Here is a 24,445-nt window from a genome sequence, read left to right on the forward strand (position 1 = left end):
CCATTAAATCCATTCTACCTGAGCACCTAGTGCAGTCAAGTGATCAAAGTATTGTGGATAGGACTTCGCAACATGATGTGCATCCTTAATTCGGATTGGCTGTTTAGCTCGCAGCGCTACAATGGATAACGCCATAATGACACGGTGATCATAGTGCGCATTTATTTCCACGCCACCCTCTACACCTTCTGGGCGTCCATGGACGATAATTTCCGCTTGGCGTTCTTCTACATTAGCCCCTGCTTTGCGCAGCTCATTCAAGTAGTCTGTAATTCGATCGCATTCTTTATAACGAAGATTTTCTACGTTATAGAAGCGAGAAGTACCGTCAGCGAATACAGCAGCCGCTACCATAGCCAATACTGCATCCGTAGCAGCATCTCCATCAAACGTAACTGCACTCAATTGACCCGTCCCCTGCACACGCACTACATTGTCTTCATGTGTTAAAGGAACGTTCATCATGCGAAGTACATCTACAATTGCGCGTTCACCTTGCTTGCTGTCCTCTGTTAGCCCACGCAGCGTGACATCAGAAGGCAGTACAGCAGCCGCTGCCAATACTGCAGCAGAACCAGGGTAATCGCCCTGTACACGGTACGTGCGCGCTGCATAGCGCTGATTACCTGGTACGCGGTATGACATAAGATCTTCACTTGCTTCGATTATGATGCCCGCTTCTCGAATAACTTCCAGCGTCTGTCCTACAACAACTTTAGACTTCAGATCATCCGTTACTTCGATTGTGCTATCTTCAGAAAGCAGTGGTGTGAGGAACAACAATGCACTCAAATATTGTGAGCTTATATTACCTGATACCCGAATAGCCCCACCTTTGAGCTTACCGCCCTTAATCGTGATTGGCAATTTTCCATCCTGATGCTGTATTTCAGCACCAAGCTGTTCTAAAGCATCGATTAGATCATGGTGCGGTCTTTTACCAAGAGAATCAGGATATGCATTAATAAAGTGTACCTCTGGAAGCAACGATGCGATACCCATTAAGAAACGAAGTACAGCGCCTGCGTTGCCCACATCTAACTGCTTAGAAGCAGGTTGAAGCACAGGCTGTGCTCCAAATCCCTTGATAACAATCTTTGTATCATCTTCATCAAGCGTTGCACCAAGGTCACGAAGGCAGCGACGCATCGCATCACTATCTTCACTGTGAGCAGGATAATAGATTGTGCTAGTACCTTCTGCCAATGCAGCAACAAGCAAATATCTTGTCGTATAGTTTTTAGATGATAGGGCTTGAATATCGCCCTGCAAACGCGAAATTGGATTAACAATGATATCCATCGAAAACACTCCTCTTCGTACCTAGACCCCCATCCAAAATGGCTGATCCAAAGGCAAGTTTGATTTGACAAATTTATAAAGGATGAATATGATAACGGGGAAAGTATACTATAGGCATTGGTCTAGTTGAACGATGTAATAACATGGGAGGCAAAATATAATGCAACCAGTCCCTCAAATGACAGTTGATACGCTCAAAGCTAGATTAAATAACGGTGAAGCTATCCAGTTAATCGATGTGCGAGAGCATGAAGAAGTCGCACATGGCATTATACCTGGTGCCAAGCATATCCCGATGAACGATATTCCGAATCGCATCGATGAAATTGATCCTAATGCAGAGACTATATTCATCTGTCGAAGCGGATATCGCAGTGAACGTGTGTGTGAATATTTACAGCAAGTCGGAATCGAGTGCGGCATCAACTTAGAAGGCGGCATGTTGGCGTGGGCTGAAATTGAAGGTCCAATAGCGTAGTCTAGCCTCGGCCACTCTTCTCATATCGCGAATACTGGCGGTAGAAGGCTACAATCTCTTCCGCCAATTGCTGCACATCACGGTCGTCCGTTTTCACACTCAGATGGGCAAAATCATACTTCCCTCTACGTTGTTCCATAAGTTCACTGACTCTCTTCGACGCTTCACCTTGTAAAAGCGGACGATTGCGATCATTTTGCACACGCGATACGATTGTGTGCTCTTCAGCTGTTAATGCGATCACACAACCGCTATCCAGCATTGCTCGGCAATTCCCTTCACGCAGTACTGCTCCGCCACCAGTTGCTAACACGACTGGAGAAGTGAACTCCGATACTTTGCTCAGAGCTTCAGACTCATAGTTTCTGAACGCATCTTCTCCTTCTTCTGCAAAGATATCCGGAATCGATCGAGCAGCTAAGTTAATAATTTCTTGATCAAGGTCTACATAAGGATATGCAAGCTGCTCAGCCAAATATTGCGCTACCGTAGACTTGCCCGTACCCATAAAGCCGATTAAGATCAGGTGATTTCTCTTATCGTGTATATGCATCCTATATCTCCTACTCCACATAAACTGCCCATATGATAACATAGCATGAAACAGTTAGACAATGGATACGTATAAAACATAACTTTTCTACGTAAACATAGTAATACTCATATCATTCCTACATCCATTGTTATTTAACAATCAATCATTCATACAACTTGTATCGTATCAGCCTATTAATAGGAGTGAACAGACGATGTCTCCATCCCAACTGCCTTCATCCAATGGACGAGCGCTTTCCACTGCCAGCCGAATGGCACAAATTCTAGATTCTTCACATCCATTGTGTAAAGACGATATTTTGTGGGCTTTAAATATGGTCAAGCAAAAGCTTGCACAGCCAGATGAACATGTCGATGCTCTAGAGCCTGAACGACTTCGCCGTAACTTTCGATACTTTGCAGAAATATCTACTTTGATGCTCAAACGCAACGGAAAATACGGACAAGAAAGCGAGCGCTTGCGATATTATTTGTCCGAAGCAGCACACGGACTTTGGAACACGACATCATCTGTCAATGAAGATACACAGTCATGAATAGTACTGCAACACTCCTATTGGAATAACTTCCAGAACAGTACACCGTGTGTATAGTAAATAACATTATGATTAAACAACGCCGAGCCCTAGGGCTCGGCGTTGTTGTCTATTATTCGTTAGTGAGCCAGTTGTAATGGAACGAACCTTCGCGATCTACACGCTTGAACGTGTGAGCACCGAAGTAATCGCGCTGTGCTTGCAGCAAGTTAGCTGGCAAACGCTCTGTACGGTAGCTATCATAGTATGCCAATGCAGCTGAGAAGCTAGGTACTGGAACACCGTAAGTAATTGCAGTTCCAATTACTTCACGCCATGCGTCTTGATACTTCTCAACGATATCTTTGAAGTACTCGTCCAACAACAAGTTCTTCAATTCAGGATTCGTATCATACGCCTCTTTAATATTGTTAAGGAACTGAGAACGAATGATGCAACCGCCACGGAAAATCTTCGCGATGTTGCCATAGTTCAAATTCCAGTTATACTCTTCAGATGCTGCTCTCATTTGAGCCCAGCCTTGAGCGTAAGAGATAATTTTACTAGCAAATAGTGCTTTGCGAACCTTCTCTACGAATTCCGCTTTGTCGCCTGTGAATGGCTTATGTGCTGGACCAGACAAGACTTGGCTTGCTGCAACACGTTCTGCCTTCATTGCAGACAAGAAACGAGCAAATACAGACTCTGTAATCATCGTCAACGGAACGCCAAGATCAAGTGCGCTCTGGCTTGTCCATTTTCCTGTACCTTTTTGACCAGCTTCATCCAAGATAACATCTACCATTGGCTTGCCTGTTTCGTCATCATACTTGGAGAAGATATCAGCTGTAATTTCGATTAGGTAGCTATCCAGCTCGCCTTTGTTCCACTCTGTAAAGATCGAGTGAAGTTCCTTCTCATCTACACCTACAACTGTCTTAAGAAGGTGATATGCTTCGCAAATAAGCTGCATATCTCCATATTCGATGCCGTTGTGAACCATCTTCACATAGTGACCTGCTCCATCTGGACCGATATACGTACAACACGGCTCATCGCCAACTTTAGCAGAGATAGCCGTTAATATTGGTTCAACTAGCTTATATGCACTCTCTTGTCCACCTGGCATAATCGCAGGGCCAATAAGAGCTCCTTCTTCCCCGCCGGATACACCAGAACCGATAAAGCGGAAGCCTTTCTCCTCCAAATATGTGCTGCGACGCACTGTATCTGGGAAGTAAGCATTGCCTCCATCGATAATGATATCGCCTTGATCTAGATGTGGGAGGAGAGATTCGATTGTTGCATCTGTTGCTTTACCAGCTTGAACCATAATGAGGATCTTTCTTGGTGTTTCAAGCGATTGAACAAACTCCTCGATTGTATATGTAGGCGTAAGCTGTTTGCCTGGCGCTTCACTCATAAGCGCATCTGTCTTTTCGCTGGAACGGTTGAATACCGATACCGAATAGCCGCGGCTCTCAATGTTCAGAGCCAAATTCTTGCCCATGACTGCAAGTCCGATGACACCGATTTGTGTTTTTGCCATATTGGTTCTTCCACCCTTTGTTCTGTATTTAGATAAATTGCTGTATATCATTGTTATTGTACCCTTTTTACAAGTAGAAGTGAACCCCTCGTCAAGATCATAAGAGAATGAATATCTTCAAGTTAATCACGTTAGACTGTTGTCCAAACGTCCTGCACACAATAAATCACCCTAACCTTTACGCACCACTTTTCAGCAACGCGTCAGGCAGGGTGAAGAGAATAATGTTTACCATTCCAATTGAATCATCTCACAGCGAAGTCGACTTAGCCTTACTTTGCAGTGTTCCATCTGTTCGACGTCTTCTACCTTCATCGCTTCTGACAGTTCTGTCAATGTATCATCAATCTCGATTCGCATCATATCCATTCGCTCTTCTGCTCTCGTGGATTGAAAGGTTTGTATCATTTCTTCTGCCGAAACAATAGGACGCTTCTGAAATATGACCTTCTGTTCCAATCCGCATATCTCCACTAGGCGAATACGCTCCCCAAACATAATATTTTCGACAAATATATGACGATCTTTAAAGCGCTTAACTACTGCGTGACCACGTGCATCTCCAATGAGCTTCTCCATAAATCCAGACAATCGCTCGTCACGCAGCGTATAGTCACCTACAATTTTATATCTTTGCTGGATACGCTGAAAACGAAGCTTCACGAGCTTTCTGCCTGTTCGAATGGAGATGATGAACAATGACTCATTCTCACTCCAGTACAGCGAATATCCTTCTCGGATAAGATCGCGGATCAGGTCCTGGATTTGCCGCCGGTCAAAGCGTAACTCCAGATTACAATATTCCACTTCATCGCTGCGATTCACGGCAAATACCTCCTTGCTAACTTCGACTGTAGTTCATCATATGACGGTGCAACTTGGATTATTGACTGGAAATTTAAGCGGATCCAATGAAAAATGAACTTTCCTACTCCACCTTATTGCTCGCTCGCATGTCCCTTCGATTTTAAAAATGTGATAAAATAAAGGAATTCCTATTCAAATAACAGCACTATGGGTTGTTTATATACCTAGCTACTGCAAGCGCAAAAGAAATACGAAGGAGACTAGAACATGACGTTTAACGGTTTTGAATCATCAGATTTTGAAACATTTCACATTGAAGGATTAGAGCAGCGAATGGAGGCTATTCGCACTCGCATTCAACCAAAATTTCGTGCAATCGGTGAACAGCTCGTCGCAGATGCGGCTGTATTTGCTGGACAGGAAATGTACTTGCACATCGCTCAGCATGCTCGCCGCAAAGTTAATGCACCAAAAGATACATGGATGGCTATAGGCCCTAACAAACGAGGCTATAAATCTTTGCCGCATTTCCAAGTCGGATTGTTCGACGATCATTTATTTATTTGGCTCGCCTTCATCTATGAAGTTGAAAATAAAAAACAAATCGCTGAGCGGCTCTTAGCCCAATCTGATGAACTAATAAATGCCCTCCCTAATGATTATGTCTTGTCCATGGACCATATGAAAAAAGATGCAGCTAAAATTACAGAATTAACCGATGAGCAATTGAGCTTGACGCTAACCCGCTTCCGCGATATCAAGTCTTCAGAATGGCTAGTAGGCCTCCACCTGAAGCCTAATGATCCTATCTTGCAGGATGGACAAGCATTCTTAAAGCTCGCATCGGACACGATTCACACTTTAATGCCGATATATAAGGCAGCAACTACGTAACATCTTTGCTGCGAGTAATCCATCTACAAATACATCTAACATGGGTACCACATAAAAGGGCTGTCCTAGCAGGTAATTAACGCCTGCAGGGACAGCCCTTCTTGTATATCCTATTCATCAAATAATTAACTTACCATCATCACGATATCGTCGTGTTCAGTGAAGACGATTGGTCAAGCGTATTAAAGCGAATGACTAATGCTACTGCTGCAATGGATAGTACCGCTCCGATAATAAATGGCATATTCGCATTCCAGTTAAAAACAGCAGTTGCTAGTGCAGGTCCTGCAATACGCCCGAAACTATCCATCGATGAATTAAGTCCCGATGCAACACCTTGGCTGACTGTTGTCTTCTGCGTAATCAACGACGTGACACAAGGACGGATCAAAGCATTCCCGATTCCAAAGATGCATAGAAAAATCGTTGCATTCACTAGCGTAGTTGAGAAGAGTATAAGCACAAAGCCTAGCGCTGAAATGACAAGACCAGCCATAATGCCATACTTTTCTTTCCCCTTTTTAATATAGCGACGCACAATTCCGCCTTGCACTAGAGCTCCTGCCAATCCGCAGAAGAAGAACATCCAGCCAATATCCCATGCTGTCGTTCCTGGAATGCGCAGCATTTGAAAGTACATCAAGGTAGCTTCAAGACCCGCCAACGTAAATGTGACAAAAAAGGAAAGCACATATAAATACTTCATTCGTCCTGTAAAAGCAGTCCACCTAGATGGTGAAGCTGCCGTACGCGGCATACGCTTGTCTAAAGGCAATGATTCCTTTAACACTAGCGCACCCAGCACAGCCGTTACAAACGTGAGTAGTGCTGCTGCATAGAACGGAGCTGCTGATCCGCCAAATTCGCTTATGATACCACCGAATGCTGGACCAAAGGTAAAACCTAAGCCAATGGACATCCCAACAAAAGCCATTCCTTTTGTACGTTGTTCATCCGTCGTAATGTCTGCCACATAAGCTACAATTACTGCCGTGACAGCCCCGGAGAACAAACCACCTAATATCCGAGACACATACATAAGCCACAGCATATCCGTGCCAATCGCAAATAGTAAATAACTTACACTAAATCCACTGATACCAATTAAAATAATGGGTCTCCGTCCAACGCGTTCCGACCAAGCCCCCCAGATCGGCGACACGATAAAAGCCACAAGCGAATAAATCGATAGCATCCATCCTAGATGCATTTCATTAGCCCCAGTATCCGTTATTGTCATAGGCAGTACTGGGATAACGATTCCAAACCCAATAAATACCATCATTAGCATAAGCATGACGACAGTTAGTTGTTTATTCATACACTTTCCCTCCGTAAATCCCATCGTACCACAATTTTCATGGCAACAAAATGAACAAACTTCGAATATACCGGATGCTTTTCCAGCATGTCGTCGACTGCTGTTGTAATTTGTTCTTGCATTCCGGGGGGTTTTTGTTAAACTAATCCTTGTTTCTTTTAGCCGATCCCGATTCAGGGTAACCGGCATTTCCATATGAAAGGTTGTGAGACCGCGATGGACCATCATCGAACTCCACTATTTACAGCATTGACGAATCATGCATCCCGCAACCCTGTTCAGTTCCATATACCTGGACACAAAAAAGGCGCAGGAGCAGACGAACAATTCCGTAATTTCATCGGTGAGCAAGCATTTTCAATAGACTTGATCAACATTGCTCCCCTCGATGATTTGCACCAGCCTACTGGTGTAATTGCAGAAGCGCAGCAACTAGCAGCTGACGCCTTTGGTGCCGACTATACGCTTTTCAGCGTACAAGGCACAAGTGGAGCTATCATGACGATGATTATGTCCGTATGCGCTCCTGGAGACAAAATTATTGTTCCGCGCAATGTGCATAAATCGATCATGTCAGCGATCATTTTCGCTGGGGCTAAGCCGGTATTCGTATCTCCGGCACGAGACTCCAACCTTGGGATCGATCACGGTATTACAACGCGTTCCGTGAGACGCGCCTTGGAAAAGCATCCTGATGCCAAGGCAGTGCTTGTCATCAATCCAACTTATTTCGGTATATGTGCCAATTTAAAAGAGATTGTTGATCTCGCACATTCCTATGATGTACCTGTACTTGTCGATGAAGCACATGGGGTACTCATTCATTTCCATGAGGATTTGCCGATGTCAGCCATGGAAGCTGGTGCCGATATGGCAGCAACAAGCGTCCATAAGCTGGGGGGCTCTATGACACAGAGCTCCATATTAAACGTGAACACGAAAAATGGTCTTGTCCATATGCATCGTGTACAAACGATTATTAGCATGTTAACTACTACTTCAACGTCCTATATTTTGCTTGCTTCGTTAGACACATCACGTCGAAACCTTGCGTTGAACGGGCACCAAATCGCCGAAACTGTAATTAAGTTGGCACAAGGAGCGAGACAAGCAATTAATGAGCTACCGGGGCTATATTGCTTCGGAGATGATATATTAGGCGGAGAAGCTACACATAGCTATGATGCAACGAAGCTGACCATCCACGTACGCCATCTAGGCATTACAGGATATGAGGCCGAGAATTGGCTACGTGATCGCTTTAATCTCGAAGTTGAGCTGAGTGACATGTACAACATTTTATGTCTTGTCACACCTGGAGACTCAGAGGAATCTATAGGCATTCTGCTCCATGCTCTTAAAGTTCTATCACAAGAACATTTTGAGCGGAATGAAGTAAAAGAACTTGTTGTGAAAATTCCAGAAATCCCTCAATTATCGCTCATACCACGCGACGCGTTCTACGGGGATACAGAAGTTGTTCCATTTGAACACTCGGCTGGACGCATTATTGCGGAGTTTATATATGTCTACCCTCCAGGTATTCCTATTTTGCTGCCTGGTGAAGTTATATCGCAGCAAAATATTGATTATATTCGCGATCATGTCGATATCGGTCTACCTGTCAAAGGACCAGAAGACCGTTATATACAATACGTAAAAGTCATTCGTGAAGAAGAAGCTATTTTCGAGTAGATTCTAAAATTTGGGTCTGTCCCATAAATAGGTTCTATAATTCGTAAGATAACCATTAGATGCAAAAAGGTTGAGTAAGGGGATGAAACCAACCCCGAACTCAACCTTTTTTACGTCTCTGCTCAAATTCAATTTTCATGACTTTTGAGCCAGTCCCACTTTGAAAATGATTAAATGATATTAAAACGAAACCTTCCCTTTCACATGTGCACCATCATCAAGAGCAGTCGTTCTTTTGGCAACTACAAGATAATAGGTCTGGTTTGGCTCTAAATTTCTAAAGGTAGTATGGTGTGGCTCATGACTTTCGAGTTGGTACCAATGGAAGCTATAAGAGGAACCCACTTTCTTATCTTGAGCAGGTGTTGCACCTTTTTTATACAAGGTGTAATTAACATCTGGGATTTTCTTCGCATTGCTAGATGAATAATAATGTTGTGCTTCGAAGGTAACATTAATGTAGTTTCCCGTAACATAGAATGATGCTGTTTGAATACTTTCACCTGGGTACAAATTTGTGTTCCAAGTTGCAACAGTAGTATTCGCCGAAGCAACTTGTCCAAACACCATGAAACAAAGTACAAAAACCAAACTTAACATGCTAAACTTCTTTTTCATGACACATCTCCTCTTTTCACCAGAATCAATTTGATAATTCCACTGGACAAATTAGGCTTCCCACACAATGTCCAGTGGAAGTAACATTACTTTATAACAATTTGACGGTAAATTTGTATTACAGGCTAATGTGGCTAAAATAGTGGATTTTCCTGCGCGACAAATGTAAAATCATTGATTTATTTGTCTTAACCAATAGGTATAACTGACCGCTGAGAAATGGAAAGCTGCAATTAAGATAGAAGTCTATCTATGAACTAAATAGGTTGAGATATTACTATAACAACGATAAAAGGGTGTACCTTAAGTCATGAACATCACTTTAAGGTACACCCTTTTCGGTTCTCTATCACAGCCCTGCCCTAATGACAAAATGACACGCATAACCTTTCATTTTATAGTTGTACTTGCTCGCTCAAAATGAATATAGCAGTTGCGGCTTAACGTTACCGTTTCTGAAACACCGTGCAATATAATCTCATAATTTCCGTACGTAATTAGGTCAGCACATACTTGGTGTATAAACTTTACGTTCACAAGCTGACTTTTGTTCGCTTGAAAAATTTGTTTCGTTGTCAGCTCATTCAATTGCTTTAATGATAATGTCGTCCTTATTTTATGTTCGACATGATTGTACATTAGTGTAATGGTCGTTTCTTTTCCGTATTTCGTTATGTACACAATGTGCTCCTCATTGACATGGAGATCACGATAAATGACGCCTCCATCTACATCCCGAATTTTTTGTCTACAAGTAATTAAATATCCCTTAGACGTGTACGGAGACGATAATCGCATGCGATTATCGATACGCTCGATAATTTTTTGAATGCTTCTTTTAAAACGATCTTCTGTTATGGGCTTGACCAAGTAAGATAGCGAATCTAATTCTGAACTTTGCTCCGCCATGCGTACATCCATGATCCCTGTTACGACGATTATGAATGGATCGTAGCCTTGACGCTTTAATTCTCGACATGCATCAAGCCCTGAGGATTGCTTCAACCCGATATCTGTAATAATGACATCCGGAACATGGCTTAAATAAGATTGGATCAGCTTTTCTCCCGATGAAACGGTATCTACAACAGCGATTCCGTTCCTTTCGGCGAGCCGAATAAGTATTTCCGTTTGTGCCATATGATCTTCCGCAATGATAGCCGTAAATATCGTATTGGTACTTGATTTTGCTAACATCATGTCTCCCCATTTTGTGATAAAAATTTCATTTTGAAGGCAAAGGTTGTCCCATTCATCCCCTCAGTACTAGTTTTTTCGATCCAAAGCTTTCCTTTGTACTTCTCAAGCAATTGACTGACAACATGTAGTCCTAATCCTTGACGTGACGGCTTGCTTGTGAACCCTTCACGCATCAATTCAGGCAGTTCTTCCACTTCCAGCATTCTGCCTGTATTAAATACCTTAAAGTACAGCCAGCTCTCATTGACCCAGATACTCATCCTGACATTACGTTGTTCTGCAGGAATTTGAATCGCTTCATCGAAAGCATTCGTAAGCAAATTCGTTGTGATTCGAATTAGATCAAGTGATTTCTCACCATCCTGCTTAAGCAATTGAATCGGAGCAATGTCATGTTCAAATTTAACTTTCCTGGCAATGGATTGACTTAAAGCAAACTGTACGATTGCAGCTAACGTAGGATCACCAGTTTTAATCATTTCCTGTATTTCAATGACCTCACCGACCAATGCCTCTGATACCTTTTCTAATTCTTCGTAGCGCCTATGTTTGACATAAGAGTGAATCACATTAACAATATTGAGAAAATCATGTTTCAATCCATGAATGGTTGTATATAAACTATTCAGATTATCTAAATAAACTTTTTCAGCAGATGCTACCGCTAAAAGCTTTGATTTGACGACTTTTCGATACACCAGCAGAACAAAAATGAAACTGATTAAAGCTGAAATCGCTATATCCGTAATAATTTTACGGATTTCCTCGTCTAGTTTATTTTGAATGACATCATAGTCAGAAACGACACCGATAACGAGCGGAAAACTCGTTTCTATAGGGATAAAGCTTTTCATAACCGTCTGGTCGTTCCTTTTCAATTGCACATTGATTATTTTCTGATCAACATAGGCTTGTCTTACATATCGTTCATCATCTTCCACAGCAAATTCATGTTCGCCAAAATAAATGGGCCGCTCAGGGTAAGGGTTGATATCTCGGTTGTTTTGCCGCAGCACAACAGGCGCTTCTCCAAACCGTTTTGGATTGAATCCCGTTATTTCTAACAAAAACGGATTGTCTTTACGAATGCGTTGTAAGTACGCATCATTTTTAATAATTTCTTGATGAGGAGCTAAATAACTATCTCGATAATAAGCGTTTATCATATAGTCCGTTGTCCCGTCATAATAGTACCCTAATTTGTTCAGTTTTGACGGATCAGAGGAAGTAACATCGAGAGGGCCTGACCAATAATTCGGCTTACTATAGCCTTTTTCAATCGTGACGTTATGGGTATCTAAAAGCTGCTGGAAGGCCGTTAACCAGAACACAAAATTTTCTGTGGACAAATTTCTTTCTAGGGGATTAGAAGAGCGTAAGCCTATGATTTCATCACCGACCCGCTTGAACAGCGTTAAATGGGAAACACCTATTTCACGGGTAAGCTCAATAAGCTGCTCATTTGTAACATCCTCAAGCCTAGAAGGTAGCATGAGTTTTGCTGCGATGGCAGCCATTCGAAGACTGTCGGCCATCAATTTCTCGGAATGGTCAGCTACTCGTTGTGAATATTCGATCATATATTGAATATTACGTGACACAAGTTCCATCCGTTCTTGATTACTATAAAGCAGTGCATTTTTTGCTTTATAATAATAAAAAATGTGATTGATGGATAACAGAAACAACATCAACACTGCCACAATGGTAACAATTCTTGATTTTTGCTTCATCCTATACCCTCTTTGTTGCTTTTTTTTGATATCGAATTCATACAAATTATTTTTTGTGCACTGGCTTGGGTTTGCAATGAGGAAGCGGAGATTTTATAACGACTAAACGTATACATATAATTCGGAGATGTTCATATGTAGGCTTGTACAACATCATGATATACTATAATTTCCATTTAAGTAAAGTACTATTTTTTATTGATTTTCATTTTAAAAGATGTTAGCGATAGCATATTCATATACACCTACCATTTCAGCCCAAATACGCAACAAAGCCCCAAGTCACCTTGGAGCTTTGTTCATCAAATATTACATTTGATCTTCGTCAATTAGCAACTCTTGATATGCCTGTTGAACACGATCCCATTCAGCATCATCTTCAATCGGGTTAAGAGCCATACCCTCTTCATCTTCGTCCATACGGAAGATAGCCCCGTCAGCTTCAAGGTTGTTGCGCTCAAGAAGCAACGCATATAGTTGATCTTCTACGTTAAATGTCTCGACAAGAACCATTTCTACTTCTTTGCCTTCGTCATCAATTAACGTTACAATAATCTCTTCATGAGAATGATCGTGGTCATGGTCGTGACCACAGCCGCAGTCATGTTTATGTTCGCTCATTATGCGGGTCTCCTTTAGTACAAGTAGTGTAATACTACAGTATCGTATCATGTTATAGACGACAGGTCAACGCGCAGTGAGCATGTGCTGCAATATGTAAATAGAAAAAAATGATTGTGTATATTATTTCACAGCTTCAACTTTTAGCTGAGATAAGAGTGTGTAGTCACCATTCTTCTGTCTCATATAGCAATTGATTGTATATACACCTTGGGACTTGAAATCATATTTGTATTCCTCAGAGCGGAACCAAAAGTTATCTTTCCCTTTAAGTCCTTTGTCTTCTTTTTCCTGAATCGTTGACGTGTTCCCTTTCGGATCGGTAATTGTCAAACGAATGGAGTCAACCTCTGTCTTCAAGCTGTCAACTTGAACGAGTACAGAGAAAGAAGTACGGCCTGTCTCAACTTTGCCGAAAGGATTTTTCCCTTGGAAAAGAAGCATGTGGACATTAGGCTTCTCCACATATAGTTTTTTAGTTTTTTCATCGAAATGTACGAATGCTTGTAAAGCATCCTGCAGTTGACGCACAGAGACATAAGTCTTGCCGTCAATGATGTATCCTCCGTCAGCTAACGCCTCGCCATTTAAAGTAACACGCATGTTATCAGCTTCAGCGTGCGCAGGTACTGTGGAAAGTGTTCCCGCGAACATCATTCCTGCCAGTACAAGTGCAGCAATTCTCCTGCATTTCATTTCTGTTAACCCCCAACTGCTTTGATGTAAATGTATACTCTAGTTTTACAGGAGAGTTGCGCTAGAAATAATAACAGAATTGTAACTTTTCATTTTACAATGGTATAACTATTTAATCAAATTCAGACGATCGAGAATGACGATCAACCGATACATATCTAAAGATGCGTGCTCAGGATCACGAACAGTCCCACTGCGCACAGCCTTGTCCACACTTGCCTTTGCCCAAGCTGGTATTTCTGCAAGACTATTTGCTTGTTCCAGTTGCTTGATACGCTGTTCTGCTAATGTTAATTTGCTTTTTAATTCATTCACCTCATTTCGCAGCTCTTGCATTTCCTTCTCCTCCTCTGCTGATATCGCTAACTGCTCATATAGTCGTACCCATGGAAATTTTGGTCCGGGGCAGTTCGCTTTACGAACCGGATCTACTTGAAAATGACCAATGACATAATTACGATTTAAAAGTATTTCATGCCCCCATACCCGCTTCACATAATCCCGAATATAGCGATGCAACTGCACAGAAGCCTGAAACTGCTCTTCTGTAAGGTCCCCATCCATCCCCTCATGCTCAATGGAAACCGCATATTGATTAGGATTGTAAGGCTTACTTCGTACAATAGGTGATAATGCGTTTGGAATCTTATCCAAAGTAATCCCTTGTGCCCAAGCCGCCTGTTCAATCGCTACATATTGATGAATCTCTCCACGCTTGGAAATACCAAAATGTGCAGAAGATACTTTATTGTTCGGACTTGTAAACCATGAATCCATACTGGACATCGTGCCAGCTGATATATGATCAACAATGACTGAAGGAACTTGTCCCTTGCGAGAGCTACTGTTGGTGTACTCATTACCTTTCCACACCATTTTCATGCGCGTTGTCCCTCCTTTCCTTCCTAACCTGCATATCCTTCGATGCTTATCCCCCTCTCTTTCGTGCTGCTATTCCTCTTAAAGTAAGCCCTATCAACTTCTCTATGAACTATCATATTCATGGTAGAGTACGCTCGCTTGTGTGCTGACCTAGCCCATGTTACATTAGAAATATTCTTGACATGGCTTGTACATAGGAGGACTATATATGACTGTAAAGCTGCAAATGCTCGGAACTGGAAGTGCTTTCGCTAAGCGATATGCGAACAATAATGGAATCATCAGCACGTCCAATACGAAGCTCTTCATAGATTGTGGAATAACAGCTCCGCTTGCCCTGCATCAGCTAGGACTCACCTTTGATCAACTAGATGGGGTCATCATTACGCATCTCCATGGAGATCATGTTGGAGGACTTGAAGAATACGGGTTTCAAATGATGTTTAGATATAAACGCAAACCCAAGCTGTATATAGCAACTACGCTCGTTGAACCATTGTGGGAAAATACATTAAAAGGCGGCATGAGTCAGCCTGGTCTTGAATGCCTAGAAGATGTATTTGACGTACATCCGCTTGAACCAGATACCAACTATGCCATTGACGATGAATTATCTATTCGTCTTATCCAAACACCGCATATTCCGGATAAGTCCAGTTATTCTTTGCTTGTAAATGAGACTTTTTTCTACAGCGCGGACATGCGATTCCAACCACAGCTGCTAGAACAACTCGTACAACAGGGGGTTACCTCCATCTGGCATGACTGTCAACTAGTTGGAGCAGGCGAGGTACATGCAACCATAACCGAATTACTATCCCTCCCTCCGTCTATTCAATCGCGTGTCTCATTAATGCATTATGGAGATGAACGATCCGAGTGGGAAGGAAGAACCGGATTAATGCCATTCATAGAGCCTCATCACGTGTATACGATTGATTCTTAATTTGCAACAGATCCAACATGCCCTTGCACAACTTTGCTGTGCAATAAAACAAGGGGATACCTACCATCATCAACAGATGACGGCGGGTATCCCCTTGACGTTATTATCCTACTTTATCCATGTATAACTATCGTCCGAAGCCTCCGTTACGAATGGACTGAGCATATTCGTGTAATAGAGATGCAATTCATGCATAGCGCGCGTACACGCTGTGTAGAACAATTTCCGCTCATTATTTTTGCTGTATCGATCTGCCGAAGCATCAAAAATGATAACTGCATCAAATTCTACACCTTTGGCCAAATAAGCAGGAATTACGATTGCACCGCCTTCAAATACGGACGTTTCTTTATGAACTAACCGAATGGACAAGTGAGATGCCAGCAATTTGTGCGCCTGTTTGCTTTCCTCTGTTGTTTTACATATAACAGCTATAGACTCGTAACCTTCTTGCTGCAAATGACTTATATGTGCTGCGATACGAGTAGACAGCTCTGCTTCATCTGATATATACGTTACAGTCGGCTTACTGCCATCGCGATTGAACGGTTCAATCTCTTGCCCACCTTCTATAAACTGACGCGTAAATTCAATAATCGGCTTTGTAGATCGGTAGCTGCGAGCTAAAATAATCATCTCCGTCTCATTTGTATCATAATGCGCCAACAGTGCCTCCAGCCCATTGTTCATACCTGTATGTGTGAAGATTGCTTGATTGAAATCGCCAAGCACTGTTATTTTGCTCCGAGGAAACATACGACGAATGTAAAAATATTGATACGGCGAGTAATCTTGCCCTTCATCAATGAACACATGGCGTATATTCGTATTAACCTGCACTCCTTCCAACCTGCCTTGCAAATCAAGAAACGGTGTGGCATCCTCATACGGCATAATCTTATCCTTTAACCGCATTACCGTATCGCTTGCAATTCGCTCCCAATCGGCATGTCGCTCTTCTTCTGAGCACAACTTTTCCATAATTGCCTCATCTTCAAATAATTGTGCATAAATACGTGATAAATGAATGAACTCTAGCTGCTTAACCATTTTGCGTAAAGGCTTGAAATGCTCCTGCACAAGCTTACCAACCAGCAAATTCCTTTCGGCGTCAAAGTCATCAAATGCTTCATCATCTTCTTGCTTGCCGCGTCTACGTTTCAGCTCTTGATGTGCCCACAAATAGTCTTCTTTATCTAACAGCTCTATGGCATCTTCAACCCAGGCTTTGTTCCTTTCCTGCTTGGAAATATCCGATAATCGCTTAAGCAGCCAATCCTTCACCATCTCGATTCGATTAGGTATGGAGTAAGAACTTGCTAGTGAATAAAAGTGTTCACCTATCTCCTCTCCTGTAACGATAACTTTATCGTGGAATGTCAAATCCTTAAATTTCAGCCCTTGCTGACTAAGGTAATGAACATATCGCTCGATAACAGCTAAAAATGACGCTGAAGATTTGTACTGGATACCCTGCAAGCGAATCGTATATTCAGGCTCATTCATCGAAGAGTACTCATATTCCAGCAGCGTAAACGGATCTTCTACCACAAATTCCTTTTGTAGACGATTCTCTAAAAATTCCTGATACGTTACCTGCTGCATATTTTCCTCGCCAAGCTCAGGCAGTACAGTCGAAACGTAATGATTAAACATCGGATTCGGTGAAAATAGTACGATCTGCTCTGCCTGTAACGTCCCCCGGTAACGATAGAGCAAGTAGGCAACACGCTGAAGTGCAGCCGATGTCTTCCCACTACCTGCAGCTCCCTGTACAACAAGCAATCGGCTATGTTCGTTGCGGATAATACGGTTCTGTTCCCGCTGAATGGTAGCGACAATGCTGCGCATTTGGGAGTCTGCCTGTTTACCCAGCACTTCTTTTAACAGTTCATCACCGATCGTAACTCCAGTATCAAACATACTTTTAATTTGTGCACCACGAATAATGAACTGACGTTTTAGCTCCAGTTCGCCACTGATTGTGCCATCCGGCGTCTTATATTCAGCTTCCCCTGGCGGGAAATCATAGTACAGACTAGAAATAGGAGCCCTCCAATCATAGATTACAAACTCCATTCCATCGTCATCCAACAAAGATCCCGTCCCGAGATATACCTGATCTGCCTTCAGCTCACCCTTCTCTTGAAAGTCGATCCGACCGAAGTAAGGAGAGTGCTGTAATCTTTGCAATATCTTCGCTTGCTTATGTGCGCGTCTATAGCTTCGTTCACGCTCTGACAATAGCTCAGCCTGCTGCTTAATACTCGCTGCCGTTTCTGCCTCTTCGCTTGCATCTTCCACATTCACCGTCACGTCGTCCCAGAATGTTTGGCGGATGCTAACAACGTCTCCTTTTACGTATTGAAGCTCATCCTGCAAATTATCTAGACGGTCGTTTATACATTCAAGCACACGCACAACTCGCAATTGTTCTGCCTCAAATTGGTCATGATTGGTTGACATTCCACCACTCCTTATATAAATATAATCAAATTGTGTTGACAACAAGAAATGAACATGATAAGATATAATTAGGATAAAAATGATTACATTCTTTTCGTTAAGCAATGAGTAGAATTATCTTACCATAACCTATAGTTTCATTCAATCCATTTGACTGGATTTCTACATTTTTCATATCATTATTCAACAACTAACAGCGGAGACATAGTGTCTTCGCTTTTTTGATGCTCTTATTCGTACAAACAAAAAAAGCTACCCCTCCATTAGCCAAGTGCCCAACATCAGGATAGCTGCTGCCTTTCATTTTCAAATACAACACATAGCACTAAAAAAGAGGCAAGCTGTCCAAGTTATTGGTCGGATCTCCATCAGCATCACCGCGAATATACAGTCTGCCATTCCTTCCTTTAAAGACATTAGCACCTGCTATTTCACCACTTTGAACCGCCTGTAAAGCTTGCTCATAACCAAGCACTCGGCCGCTATCTGTCTGGAAAGCAGTTAAATCACCATCACCATTTTTCTGAACAGCAATAAAAGACTCTCGTTCATTCATTCTATGCAGTCCTTTCGTTTCTGTAATGATGAACGATCAACCACTCTCCTGCTATTGCTCATCATCCTATATCAAGCAGCCAATCATTCACATGTGGTTAGCATGCCTTTAGGATGAATCTCATATGCACTTATTCAAATCTATAACTTCTTCTCCATACGAACATGTAAAATACCCGCATCATAAAAAGGCTCTTCCGAAATGGTTACATAACCAAGCGACTGATAAAACCCTTCCGCTTGGCATTGAGCATCCAACACACTCCGCTCTACCCCATGTACACGAGCAATTTGCTCCATCCCTAATACGAGTACACGCCCGATACCTTGACCACGGTATGACTTACGAACTGCGATACGCTGCATTTTAGCTGTAAGCTCATCCAATAACTTAATACGACCGGTAGCTATGTATTCCCCTTGCTGTTGCAAAAGCACATGATAGGCAGGGGCATCCAATTTATCATACTCGTCACACTCTTCCTCAGCGGGTACTTGTTGCTCTTCTACGAATACTTCGAGTCTTATCGCAATACAAGCATCCAGTTGCTCTTGTGTCTTTACTTCTAATAGTTCTGATGTCATCATTCAGCACCTCCGTTAATCAAGAAACATTATTATACAAAAAATTGGATCTCATGTATAGTTATACTGATATGTTCGTTACCAAATCATCCCGGAGGTTAGAAGATGGATCCAATTACCGCTACCATAGTTGCCGTCATTATAATGGTAATCGGCATGATTACTCTACTGCTAGTCGTTACACGCAAAGCCTATTCGAGAAGCTGGGATAAGTTCAATCCAGATACTTTTAATACTTCAATCTCTCCAACGACAAGTGACCAAGCAGAGCAATCGGATAAAGCTCAAGCCCCTTCTCAGCATAACCAACATTCTTAAACACAGCTTTGTTGCTTGCTCACAGTTGCTTCAAACCTGCTATTCACTATCACAACTAATTATCTAGGTAAAACAAATAACCTCGAAGATCGCAAAGCAAGACGACGGTCTTCGAGGTTAATTTCTGATATATGCTTACATCTTATATGAACTACGGTTGATAGACATCATCTGGAATGACTATCTTCCCATACACCTCTTCGTATATAGGAGCTTTAGGCTCGTGCACATCCCAAACTTCTTCTTTGAGCTCTGGTTCAACCATAAGAAAACTCGTGCAACCAGACAATACAGCAACAAGCATACCCACTAGCATATATGTGATAACTCGTCTCCACGCATTCAGTACATTCATCAAGCTAACCTCCTCGATAAATCTACCGACAGTGTACCCGCCTCCGCATGTTCATAAACCTCTCCCAAATAAGTTCGAGTAATAACAACCCCTGAGTTGACCACCTAAATGTTAAGATCTAGATAAAGGCCCAATCTGTTACCTTGAGATAATAAAGAAAAAACCCTTGTTTCAACAAGGGTTTAGACATATAAATATGGTGATCTGAGACGGGTTCGAACCGCCGACCCCTACCCTGTCAAGATAGTGCTCTCCCAGCTGAGCTATCAGATCGTTGAATATCATCAATAGCATGAAATACTTACCAATAATATAACAAGCTACACCGCTAATGTCAACGTGTATAACAGACGCACACTAACTTCTACAGTTCATCCAAACTATAGCTGCGGCAGCTGCCAATCAATCTCCGTCTCTTCCCATTCGCGAAGCTTTGCATTGATTTTGGAATACGGCTTGCTCCCCATAAATCCACGATGAGCTGACAATGGACTAGGATGCGGAGATTGAACGATAAAATGTTTCTTCTGATCTATCATCTTCGCCTTCGCTTGTGCATGACTACCCCATAGGACGAAAATAATTGGCTTTTCACGCTCATTCAACAGTTCAATCACACGATCTGTGAACTGTTCCCATCCCATTCCTTTATGTGAAGCTGCTTGTCCAGCACGCACGGTTAGAACCGTGTTCAACAGCAGCACCCCTTGTTCAGCCCAAGAAGTCAACGAACCATGATTCGGCATCGTTATACCTACATCCGAAGCACCTTCCTTAAGCATATTCAATAATGAAGGCGGAATCCGAACACCAGGACGTACAGAAAAACTTAAGCCATGCGCCTGCCCTGGACCATGATAGGGATCTTGTCCAACAATCACAACTTTCGTATCTTCATATGAAGTCAGTCTAAATGCTGTGAACAATTGATCATAAGGGGGATATATTTCCTCACGCTCGTATTCTCCCTTTAACCACGACCACAGTTGTTTAAAATAAGGCATGCGCACTTCATCATGCAATTTTTCCGACCAATCATTATCAACTTTCATAGTCACTTCTATTCCTCCCTCTCTCGTTAATTCGATTGTAACGTCTATACATAAAAATCGCACCTATCCAAAGCACATGTCAATGAACTAAAAAACCCCTTCCGCTTCGCGAAAGGAGTTTAGCCGTTCCATATTCAATGCTATATTCGTAAGTAGCGCTAAAAAGTTATGTAATGGTGCCGAGAACCGGGGTCGAACCGGTACGGTAGTCACCTACCGCAGGATTTTAAGTCCTGTGCGTCTGCCAATTCCGCCATCCCGGCATATAATAAGCACTAACTTCTTAAATATATATGAATTATGGTGGGCCCTGAGGGACTCGAACCCCCGACCAATCGGTTATGAGCCGACCGCTCTAACCAACTGAGCTAAGGGCCCCTGATTGCCACAAGGGTATATGATTGCTTTGGTTGCGGGGGCAGGATTTGAACCTACGACCTTCGGGTTATGAGCCCGACGAGCTACCGAACTGCTCCACCCCGCGTCATCATTTATTTCATCGCGTCGTTCATCAGCGACAAGTAATACTATACTACATCACACATGTTCAGTCAACCATTTATTTAATATTTTTTTATTATTAAAATAAAATTGAAAATCTAACGCGATACAACCGCATTACAAGACAAATCTTACCCCATATTTCCCACGACGAGAGCGATAAACCTCTATATCTTGAGGTGTACTATATCCATATAGCCACGCATCATGCTCCAGACGCTGCTGAAGCACTCGAGCTTGAAACTTCGTATCATAGAGCTGCCCCCAATAGATCCATTGCATTTTCATCCATCCTTTCCTTACTCATATCGCATGTTCTTTAATAGAAGTAATGTAACCCATTTCATCCAATTTCATGAGTAAAGACACCAATTTTAGCTATCCAAATTCAATCTCGATAGGAGCATAATAAAAAAAAGGCATGCCATGATTGGCACGCCTCTCTTATCTTTAGCGATATACCCCACCTGGAACTCCTTCTGGTTGGATAGGAACCCCATTTTTAATTTTTTGCAGCATTTCGTTACCTTTTGTTTCCCATTCTTTTAATGCATCCTTCGTCGTTTTCTTACCAGTAACTACTTCATTGAACAATTGCTGAGCAATTGAATCTACATGGTGCAAATCCGACTTCGTTTCATACAGTTCCTGATTGCCCATAGAAGGCATTGCAGGCTTTACATTATAGAACGCTGCAATATTGTAATTCAAACCTTCTTTAGGCTTGATGTACGATTTACGTGTAACCATTTCATAGTTCGTGCTGCGGCTGCGAACTTTAGCCCACTGTTCACCATTTACATATTGAATAAAGTTCCATGCATCATCAGCATTTGGTGCTTTTGCATTAATGGAGAAAATGTTGTTAATACCAATCATACTTGAAACACCAGGTACCTCAGAATGATGCGGAACAGTTACAACATCCCATTCAAACGGTTTGAAGTTTTTAATCTTCCCTGCATTACGAGCAGCACTTGCAAGATCGCCATTCATGTAATACATATCTGTAAGCATCATTGCAACTTTTCCAGATAAAAATTGATCATGAGCAAAAGGATTATCCTCCTGCTGCGGACCATCCATCATCATTGCATCTTGAGTAGGGATTACTTTATCTTTGTATAATTTGGCTACTTTATCCCATGCTTGCTCCCACTTAGGCGAGTTGACAAGCATTTTTTCAGCTTTGTTATCAAACGATTGCAACTGAAGTGGGCTCATATACGCATAGGTCATGGAATAATACGGATCACCTGTGTAACGATCAAATGCGAAGCCATACGTTCGATTCTTGCCTTCACCTTTACTTACGCGCTGCGCTAATGAAAACACTTCATCCCAAGTCATTCCATCCTTAGGCAATTCTACCCCAGCATCTTGGAACAACTTTTTATTGTAGAGCAGAGCGCTAGAATTAAAGGTAGGTGCCAAGCCATAAAGGCTTCCTTCTCCCATAGCCTTAATTCCATCCTGAACAGCAGGCACAATATCAGAAGTATCAAACTTATCTTGCACAATGCGCTCATCCAACTTCGCCAACATACCATCTTTAGCTAGTTGACGGAAGCTTTGTGAATCGGAAATAACAACATCAACAGCATTAGCACCTTCCAATACTTTTTTCCAAGATTCTTTCATAGAAGGCTCTTTCTTTTTCGGATCATCATTATTTTCAAATCTACGATCCTCATAGTTAACCGCAGGAACAAGCTCGATACGAACATTCGGATTCGACATTTCGAACGCTTCTACATACTGTTGTCTAAACCAACTATCATCTCCACCGCCATAAGGAACAGCAATACGTAATACACGTTCCTGACCTGGAGGAACCGCTTCCTCTTTCTTCGTACATGCAGCCAGCATCGGTACGATCATCGTCAATGCTACTGTCAGCATTAATGCCTTCTTCACCCATGATTTCTTCATCTTTTTACTCCTCCAATTGTTTAGGTGTGCGAATAATAATCTTATCGCCATCCAACTCCATAGATGCTTTATCGTTAATGCTCAACGCGTCTAAGTAATCCTTTGGTACTTGTAAACGACCAACGCGATCCACGACTACATAGGCTTCATGAATCTCTTGCAAACCTTTACCTGCCTCATCTAATCCTGGATTTCGCTTAATGAACTCTGTACTAGTTAAACCGTCACGAATAGCTACCACACGATCGACTTTTCCAGCTATAGACAAGTCGTGCGTTACGATAACGACCGTAACTCCCAATTCTTTATTCATTTTACGGAAGATGTCCATAATCAGATCAGAAGTTTGCGTATCCACCGATCCAGTCGGTTCGTCTGCGAGCAGCAACTTTGGTTTGTTGGCAAGGGAAATCGCAATCGCAACACGCTGCTGCTCACCACCTGATAGCTGCTGCAGTTTGTTATTTAAGCGATGGCCGAGGCCTACCCATTCTAGCAATTGCTTCGCATAAGCTCGGTCCAATCGCCCTGACAGCATCATAGGCATTTCTACGTTTTCCAAAGCGGTTAAGTAAGGCAATAGATTACGTGCATTGTTCTGCCAAATAAACCCGACTGTGTCTCGTTTGTATTTGACAAGTTGATCATCCGTTATTTTCAACAAATTCCATTCCCCAACCTGAATCGTCCCCGCAGAGGGACGATCCAAGCCACCTAGAATGTTTAGAAATGTAGACTTACCACTACCACTGTTTCCGATAATGGCCATCATTTCGCCTTCTTTAACGGTCAAGTTAAGACCTTGCAGGGCAACAACTTCTAAATCGTTCGATTTGTATATTTTTACGAGACCTTCGCAATGTATCATC

The 24,445-nt window shown here is 42.2% G+C and carries 25 protein-coding genes and 4 tRNA genes; 6 read left to right on the forward strand and 23 right to left on the reverse strand.

Annotation, left to right across the window (positions count from 1 at the left end; translation table 11 throughout):
* Positions 1 to 3 precede the first annotated feature (3 nt).
* The gene (gene aroA, locus FPZ44_RS14725) at positions 4 to 1,302 is read right to left on the reverse strand and encodes a 3-phosphoshikimate 1-carboxyvinyltransferase (RefSeq protein ID WP_144991307.1); all 1,299 of its coding nucleotides are present in this window, start codon (positions 1,300 to 1,302) and stop codon (positions 4 to 6) included.
* A gap of 160 nt (positions 1,303 to 1,462) precedes the next feature.
* Here aroA and FPZ44_RS14730 point away from each other — a divergent pair, with 160 nt between their 5' ends.
* Positions 1,463 to 1,780: a rhodanese-like domain-containing protein gene (locus tag FPZ44_RS14730; protein WP_144991308.1), complete on the forward strand. Its 318-nt coding sequence runs from the start codon at positions 1,463 to 1,465 to the stop codon at positions 1,778 to 1,780.
* A gap of 1 nt (position 1,781) precedes the next feature.
* On the opposite strand, the gene FPZ44_RS14735 is transcribed toward FPZ44_RS14730, so the two are convergent.
* Complete coding sequence (locus FPZ44_RS14735; RefSeq protein WP_261378333.1) at positions 1,782 to 2,333, reverse strand: shikimate kinase; 552 nt, start codon at positions 2,331 to 2,333, stop codon at positions 1,782 to 1,784.
* A gap of 196 nt (positions 2,334 to 2,529) precedes the next feature.
* Here FPZ44_RS14735 and FPZ44_RS14740 point away from each other — a divergent pair, with 196 nt between their 5' ends.
* Positions 2,530 to 2,871, forward strand: a complete 342-nt coding sequence (locus FPZ44_RS14740) for a methyltransferase (RefSeq protein WP_144991309.1) — start codon at positions 2,530 to 2,532, stop codon at positions 2,869 to 2,871.
* 112 nt (positions 2,872 to 2,983) lie between these two features.
* On the opposite strand, the gene gndA is transcribed toward FPZ44_RS14740, so the two are convergent.
* Positions 2,984 to 4,399: an NADP-dependent phosphogluconate dehydrogenase gene (gene gndA, locus FPZ44_RS14745; RefSeq protein WP_144991310.1), complete on the reverse strand. Its 1,416-nt coding sequence runs from the start codon at positions 4,397 to 4,399 to the stop codon at positions 2,984 to 2,986.
* Positions 4,400 to 4,627: 228 nt separating this feature from the next.
* Complete coding sequence (locus tag FPZ44_RS14750) at positions 4,628 to 5,224, reverse strand: hypothetical protein (protein WP_144991311.1); 597 nt, start codon at positions 5,222 to 5,224, stop codon at positions 4,628 to 4,630.
* 249 nt (positions 5,225 to 5,473) lie between these two features.
* Here FPZ44_RS14750 and FPZ44_RS14755 point away from each other — a divergent pair, with 249 nt between their 5' ends.
* Positions 5,474 to 6,100: a YktB family protein gene (locus FPZ44_RS14755; protein WP_144991312.1), complete on the forward strand. Its 627-nt coding sequence runs from the start codon at positions 5,474 to 5,476 to the stop codon at positions 6,098 to 6,100.
* A gap of 139 nt (positions 6,101 to 6,239) precedes the next feature.
* Here FPZ44_RS14755 and FPZ44_RS14760 read toward each other — a convergent pair whose 3' ends face one another.
* Positions 6,240 to 7,421, reverse strand: coding sequence for an MFS transporter (locus tag FPZ44_RS14760; RefSeq protein ID WP_144991313.1), 1,182 nt, complete (start codon positions 7,419 to 7,421; stop codon positions 6,240 to 6,242).
* A 216-nt stretch (positions 7,422 to 7,637) separates the two neighbouring features.
* Here FPZ44_RS14760 and FPZ44_RS14765 point away from each other — a divergent pair, with 216 nt between their 5' ends.
* Positions 7,638 to 9,116 (forward strand): aminotransferase class I/II-fold pyridoxal phosphate-dependent enzyme, encoded by a 1,479-nt coding sequence (locus tag FPZ44_RS14765; protein ID WP_144991314.1) that lies wholly within the window; start codon positions 7,638 to 7,640, stop codon positions 9,114 to 9,116.
* Positions 9,117 to 9,296: 180 nt separating this feature from the next.
* Here FPZ44_RS14765 and FPZ44_RS14770 read toward each other — a convergent pair whose 3' ends face one another.
* The 6 genes from FPZ44_RS14770 to FPZ44_RS14795 form a co-directional block, all read right to left on the reverse strand.
* Positions 9,297 to 9,734, reverse strand: a complete 438-nt coding sequence (locus FPZ44_RS14770; protein WP_144991315.1) for a hypothetical protein — start codon at positions 9,732 to 9,734, stop codon at positions 9,297 to 9,299.
* Between the two features lie 390 nt (positions 9,735 to 10,124).
* A complete protein-coding gene (locus tag FPZ44_RS14775; protein WP_144991316.1) occupies positions 10,125 to 10,934 on the reverse strand; it encodes a LytR/AlgR family response regulator transcription factor in 810 nt (269 codons plus the stop codon).
* Complete coding sequence (locus FPZ44_RS14780; protein ID WP_144991317.1) at positions 10,931 to 12,667, reverse strand: sensor histidine kinase; 1,737 nt, start codon at positions 12,665 to 12,667, stop codon at positions 10,931 to 10,933. The genes FPZ44_RS14775 and FPZ44_RS14780 overlap by 4 nt, the downstream gene beginning before the upstream one ends.
* 309 nt (positions 12,668 to 12,976) lie before the next feature.
* Positions 12,977 to 13,288 (reverse strand): DUF1292 domain-containing protein, encoded by a 312-nt coding sequence (locus tag FPZ44_RS14785; RefSeq protein WP_028595777.1) that lies wholly within the window; start codon positions 13,286 to 13,288, stop codon positions 12,977 to 12,979.
* A gap of 123 nt (positions 13,289 to 13,411) precedes the next feature.
* Positions 13,412 to 13,984, reverse strand: coding sequence for a stalk domain-containing protein (locus FPZ44_RS14790; protein ID WP_144991318.1), 573 nt, complete (start codon positions 13,982 to 13,984; stop codon positions 13,412 to 13,414).
* Between the two features lie 108 nt (positions 13,985 to 14,092).
* Entirely contained in the window at positions 14,093 to 14,866 is a 774-nt protein-coding gene (locus FPZ44_RS14795; RefSeq protein ID WP_144991319.1) for an N-acetylmuramoyl-L-alanine amidase, read from the reverse strand.
* A 208-nt stretch (positions 14,867 to 15,074) separates the two neighbouring features.
* Between FPZ44_RS14795 and FPZ44_RS14800 the strand changes: the two genes are divergently transcribed.
* A complete protein-coding gene (locus FPZ44_RS14800; protein ID WP_144991320.1) occupies positions 15,075 to 15,812 on the forward strand; it encodes an MBL fold metallo-hydrolase in 738 nt (245 codons plus the stop codon).
* Between the two features lie 108 nt (positions 15,813 to 15,920).
* Here the strand turns inward: FPZ44_RS14800 and helD are convergent, their stop codons facing one another.
* The 3 genes from helD to FPZ44_RS14815 form a co-directional block, all read right to left on the reverse strand.
* Entirely contained in the window at positions 15,921 to 18,278 is a 2,358-nt protein-coding gene (gene helD / locus FPZ44_RS14805; RefSeq protein ID WP_144991321.1) for an RNA polymerase recycling motor HelD, read from the reverse strand.
* A gap of 325 nt (positions 18,279 to 18,603) precedes the next feature.
* On the reverse strand, positions 18,604 to 18,834 hold the full coding sequence (locus FPZ44_RS14810; RefSeq protein WP_144991322.1) for a DUF3892 domain-containing protein: 231 nt from the start codon (positions 18,832 to 18,834) through the stop codon (positions 18,604 to 18,606).
* Between the two features lie 140 nt (positions 18,835 to 18,974).
* The gene (locus FPZ44_RS14815; protein WP_144991863.1) at positions 18,975 to 19,418 is read right to left on the reverse strand and encodes a GNAT family N-acetyltransferase; all 444 of its coding nucleotides are present in this window, start codon (positions 19,416 to 19,418) and stop codon (positions 18,975 to 18,977) included.
* A 105-nt stretch (positions 19,419 to 19,523) separates the two neighbouring features.
* On the opposite strand from FPZ44_RS14815, the gene FPZ44_RS14820 reads away from it, so the two are divergent.
* Positions 19,524 to 19,736 carry a hypothetical protein gene (locus tag FPZ44_RS14820; RefSeq protein ID WP_144991323.1) on the forward strand — a complete coding sequence of 71 codons (213 nt, stop codon included), beginning with the start codon at positions 19,524 to 19,526 and terminating at the stop codon, positions 19,734 to 19,736.
* Between the two features lie 151 nt (positions 19,737 to 19,887).
* Here the strand turns inward: FPZ44_RS14820 and FPZ44_RS14825 are convergent, their stop codons facing one another.
* The 9 genes from FPZ44_RS14825 to FPZ44_RS14860 all read right to left on the reverse strand — a co-directional run bounded on the left by FPZ44_RS14825 (position 19,888) and on the right by FPZ44_RS14860 (position 24,444).
* A complete protein-coding gene (locus FPZ44_RS14825) occupies positions 19,888 to 20,091 on the reverse strand; it encodes a hypothetical protein (protein ID WP_144991324.1) in 204 nt (67 codons plus the stop codon).
* A 197-nt stretch (positions 20,092 to 20,288) separates the two neighbouring features.
* Positions 20,289 to 20,364, reverse strand: a tRNA-Val gene (locus tag FPZ44_RS14830).
* A 107-nt stretch (positions 20,365 to 20,471) separates the two neighbouring features.
* On the reverse strand, positions 20,472 to 21,143 hold the full coding sequence (locus FPZ44_RS14835) for a uracil-DNA glycosylase (protein ID WP_186786104.1): 672 nt from the start codon (positions 21,141 to 21,143) through the stop codon (positions 20,472 to 20,474).
* 174 nt (positions 21,144 to 21,317) lie between these two features.
* Positions 21,318 to 21,406 (reverse strand) — tRNA-Leu (locus FPZ44_RS14840).
* A gap of 38 nt (positions 21,407 to 21,444) precedes the next feature.
* Positions 21,445 to 21,521: transfer RNA gene (locus tag FPZ44_RS14845), tRNA-Ile, on the reverse strand.
* Positions 21,522 to 21,550: 29 nt separating this feature from the next.
* Positions 21,551 to 21,627 (reverse strand) — tRNA-Met (locus FPZ44_RS14850).
* A gap of 134 nt (positions 21,628 to 21,761) precedes the next feature.
* Positions 21,762 to 21,926, reverse strand: coding sequence for a hypothetical protein (locus FPZ44_RS26495; RefSeq protein ID WP_186786061.1), 165 nt, complete (start codon positions 21,924 to 21,926; stop codon positions 21,762 to 21,764).
* Positions 21,927 to 22,094: 168 nt separating this feature from the next.
* A complete protein-coding gene (locus FPZ44_RS14855) occupies positions 22,095 to 23,576 on the reverse strand; it encodes an ABC transporter substrate-binding protein (protein ID WP_144991326.1) in 1,482 nt (493 codons plus the stop codon).
* A 4-nt stretch (positions 23,577 to 23,580) separates the two neighbouring features.
* Positions 23,581 to 24,444 (reverse strand): ABC transporter ATP-binding protein, encoded by an 864-nt coding sequence (locus tag FPZ44_RS14860; RefSeq protein ID WP_144991327.1) that lies wholly within the window; start codon positions 24,442 to 24,444, stop codon positions 23,581 to 23,583.
* Position 24,445: the final 1 nt, after the last annotated feature.

This window comes from Paenibacillus agilis, assembly GCF_007786455.1.
Taxonomy (GTDB): Bacteria; Bacillota; Bacilli; order Paenibacillales; family Paenibacillaceae; genus Paenibacillus_B; species Paenibacillus_B agilis.

What these genes read in the sequence shown, in the direction of transcription:
- FPZ44_RS14775 (WP_144991316.1), bottom strand. Translation starts at nt 10,934, where the DNA reads ATGATGTTAGCAAAATCAAGTACCAATACGATATTTACGGCTATCATT.
- FPZ44_RS14730 (WP_144991308.1), top strand. Translation starts at nt 1,463, where the DNA reads ATGCAACCAGTCCCTCAAATGACAGTTGATACGCTCAAAGCTAGATTA.
- FPZ44_RS26495 (WP_186786061.1), bottom strand. Translation starts at nt 21,926, where the DNA reads ATGCAATGGATCTATTGGGGGCAGCTCTATGATACGAAGTTTCAAGCT.
- FPZ44_RS14860 (WP_144991327.1), bottom strand. Translation starts at nt 24,444, where the DNA reads ATGATACATTGCGAAGGTCTCGTAAAAATATACAAATCGAACGATTTA.
- FPZ44_RS14765 (WP_144991314.1), top strand. Translation starts at nt 7,638, where the DNA reads ATGGACCATCATCGAACTCCACTATTTACAGCATTGACGAATCATGCA.
- FPZ44_RS14785 (WP_028595777.1), bottom strand. Translation starts at nt 13,288, where the DNA reads ATGAGCGAACATAAACATGACTGCGGCTGTGGTCACGACCATGACCAC.
- FPZ44_RS14755 (WP_144991312.1), top strand. Translation starts at nt 5,474, where the DNA reads ATGACGTTTAACGGTTTTGAATCATCAGATTTTGAAACATTTCACATT.
- FPZ44_RS14810 (WP_144991322.1), bottom strand. Translation starts at nt 18,834, where the DNA reads ATGAATGAACGAGAGTCTTTTATTGCTGTTCAGAAAAATGGTGATGGT.
- helD (WP_144991321.1), bottom strand. Translation starts at nt 18,278, where the DNA reads ATGTCAACCAATCATGACCAATTTGAGGCAGAACAATTGCGAGTTGTG.
- aroA (WP_144991307.1), bottom strand. Translation starts at nt 1,302, where the DNA reads ATGGATATCATTGTTAATCCAATTTCGCGTTTGCAGGGCGATATTCAA.
- FPZ44_RS14780 (WP_144991317.1), bottom strand. Translation starts at nt 12,667, where the DNA reads ATGAAGCAAAAATCAAGAATTGTTACCATTGTGGCAGTGTTGATGTTG.
- FPZ44_RS14855 (WP_144991326.1), bottom strand. Translation starts at nt 23,576, where the DNA reads ATGAAGAAATCATGGGTGAAGAAGGCATTAATGCTGACAGTAGCATTG.
- FPZ44_RS14825 (WP_144991324.1), bottom strand. Translation starts at nt 20,091, where the DNA reads ATGAATGTACTGAATGCGTGGAGACGAGTTATCACATATATGCTAGTG.
- FPZ44_RS14795 (WP_144991319.1), bottom strand. Translation starts at nt 14,866, where the DNA reads ATGAAAATGGTGTGGAAAGGTAATGAGTACACCAACAGTAGCTCTCGC.
- FPZ44_RS14740 (WP_144991309.1), top strand. Translation starts at nt 2,530, where the DNA reads ATGTCTCCATCCCAACTGCCTTCATCCAATGGACGAGCGCTTTCCACT.
- FPZ44_RS14790 (WP_144991318.1), bottom strand. Translation starts at nt 13,984, where the DNA reads ATGAAATGCAGGAGAATTGCTGCACTTGTACTGGCAGGAATGATGTTC.
- FPZ44_RS14815 (WP_144991863.1), bottom strand. Translation starts at nt 19,418, where the DNA reads ATGACATCAGAACTATTAGAAGTAAAGACACAAGAGCAACTGGATGCT.
- FPZ44_RS14835 (WP_186786104.1), bottom strand. Translation starts at nt 21,143, where the DNA reads ATGAAAGTTGATAATGATTGGTCGGAAAAATTGCATGATGAAGTGCGC.
- FPZ44_RS14800 (WP_144991320.1), top strand. Translation starts at nt 15,075, where the DNA reads ATGACTGTAAAGCTGCAAATGCTCGGAACTGGAAGTGCTTTCGCTAAG.
- FPZ44_RS14770 (WP_144991315.1), bottom strand. Translation starts at nt 9,734, where the DNA reads ATGAAAAAGAAGTTTAGCATGTTAAGTTTGGTTTTTGTACTTTGTTTC.
- gndA (WP_144991310.1), bottom strand. Translation starts at nt 4,399, where the DNA reads ATGGCAAAAACACAAATCGGTGTCATCGGACTTGCAGTCATGGGCAAG.
- FPZ44_RS14820 (WP_144991323.1), top strand. Translation starts at nt 19,524, where the DNA reads ATGGATCCAATTACCGCTACCATAGTTGCCGTCATTATAATGGTAATC.
- FPZ44_RS14735 (WP_261378333.1), bottom strand. Translation starts at nt 2,333, where the DNA reads ATGCATATACACGATAAGAGAAATCACCTGATCTTAATCGGCTTTATG.
- FPZ44_RS14760 (WP_144991313.1), bottom strand. Translation starts at nt 7,421, where the DNA reads ATGAATAAACAACTAACTGTCGTCATGCTTATGCTAATGATGGTATTT.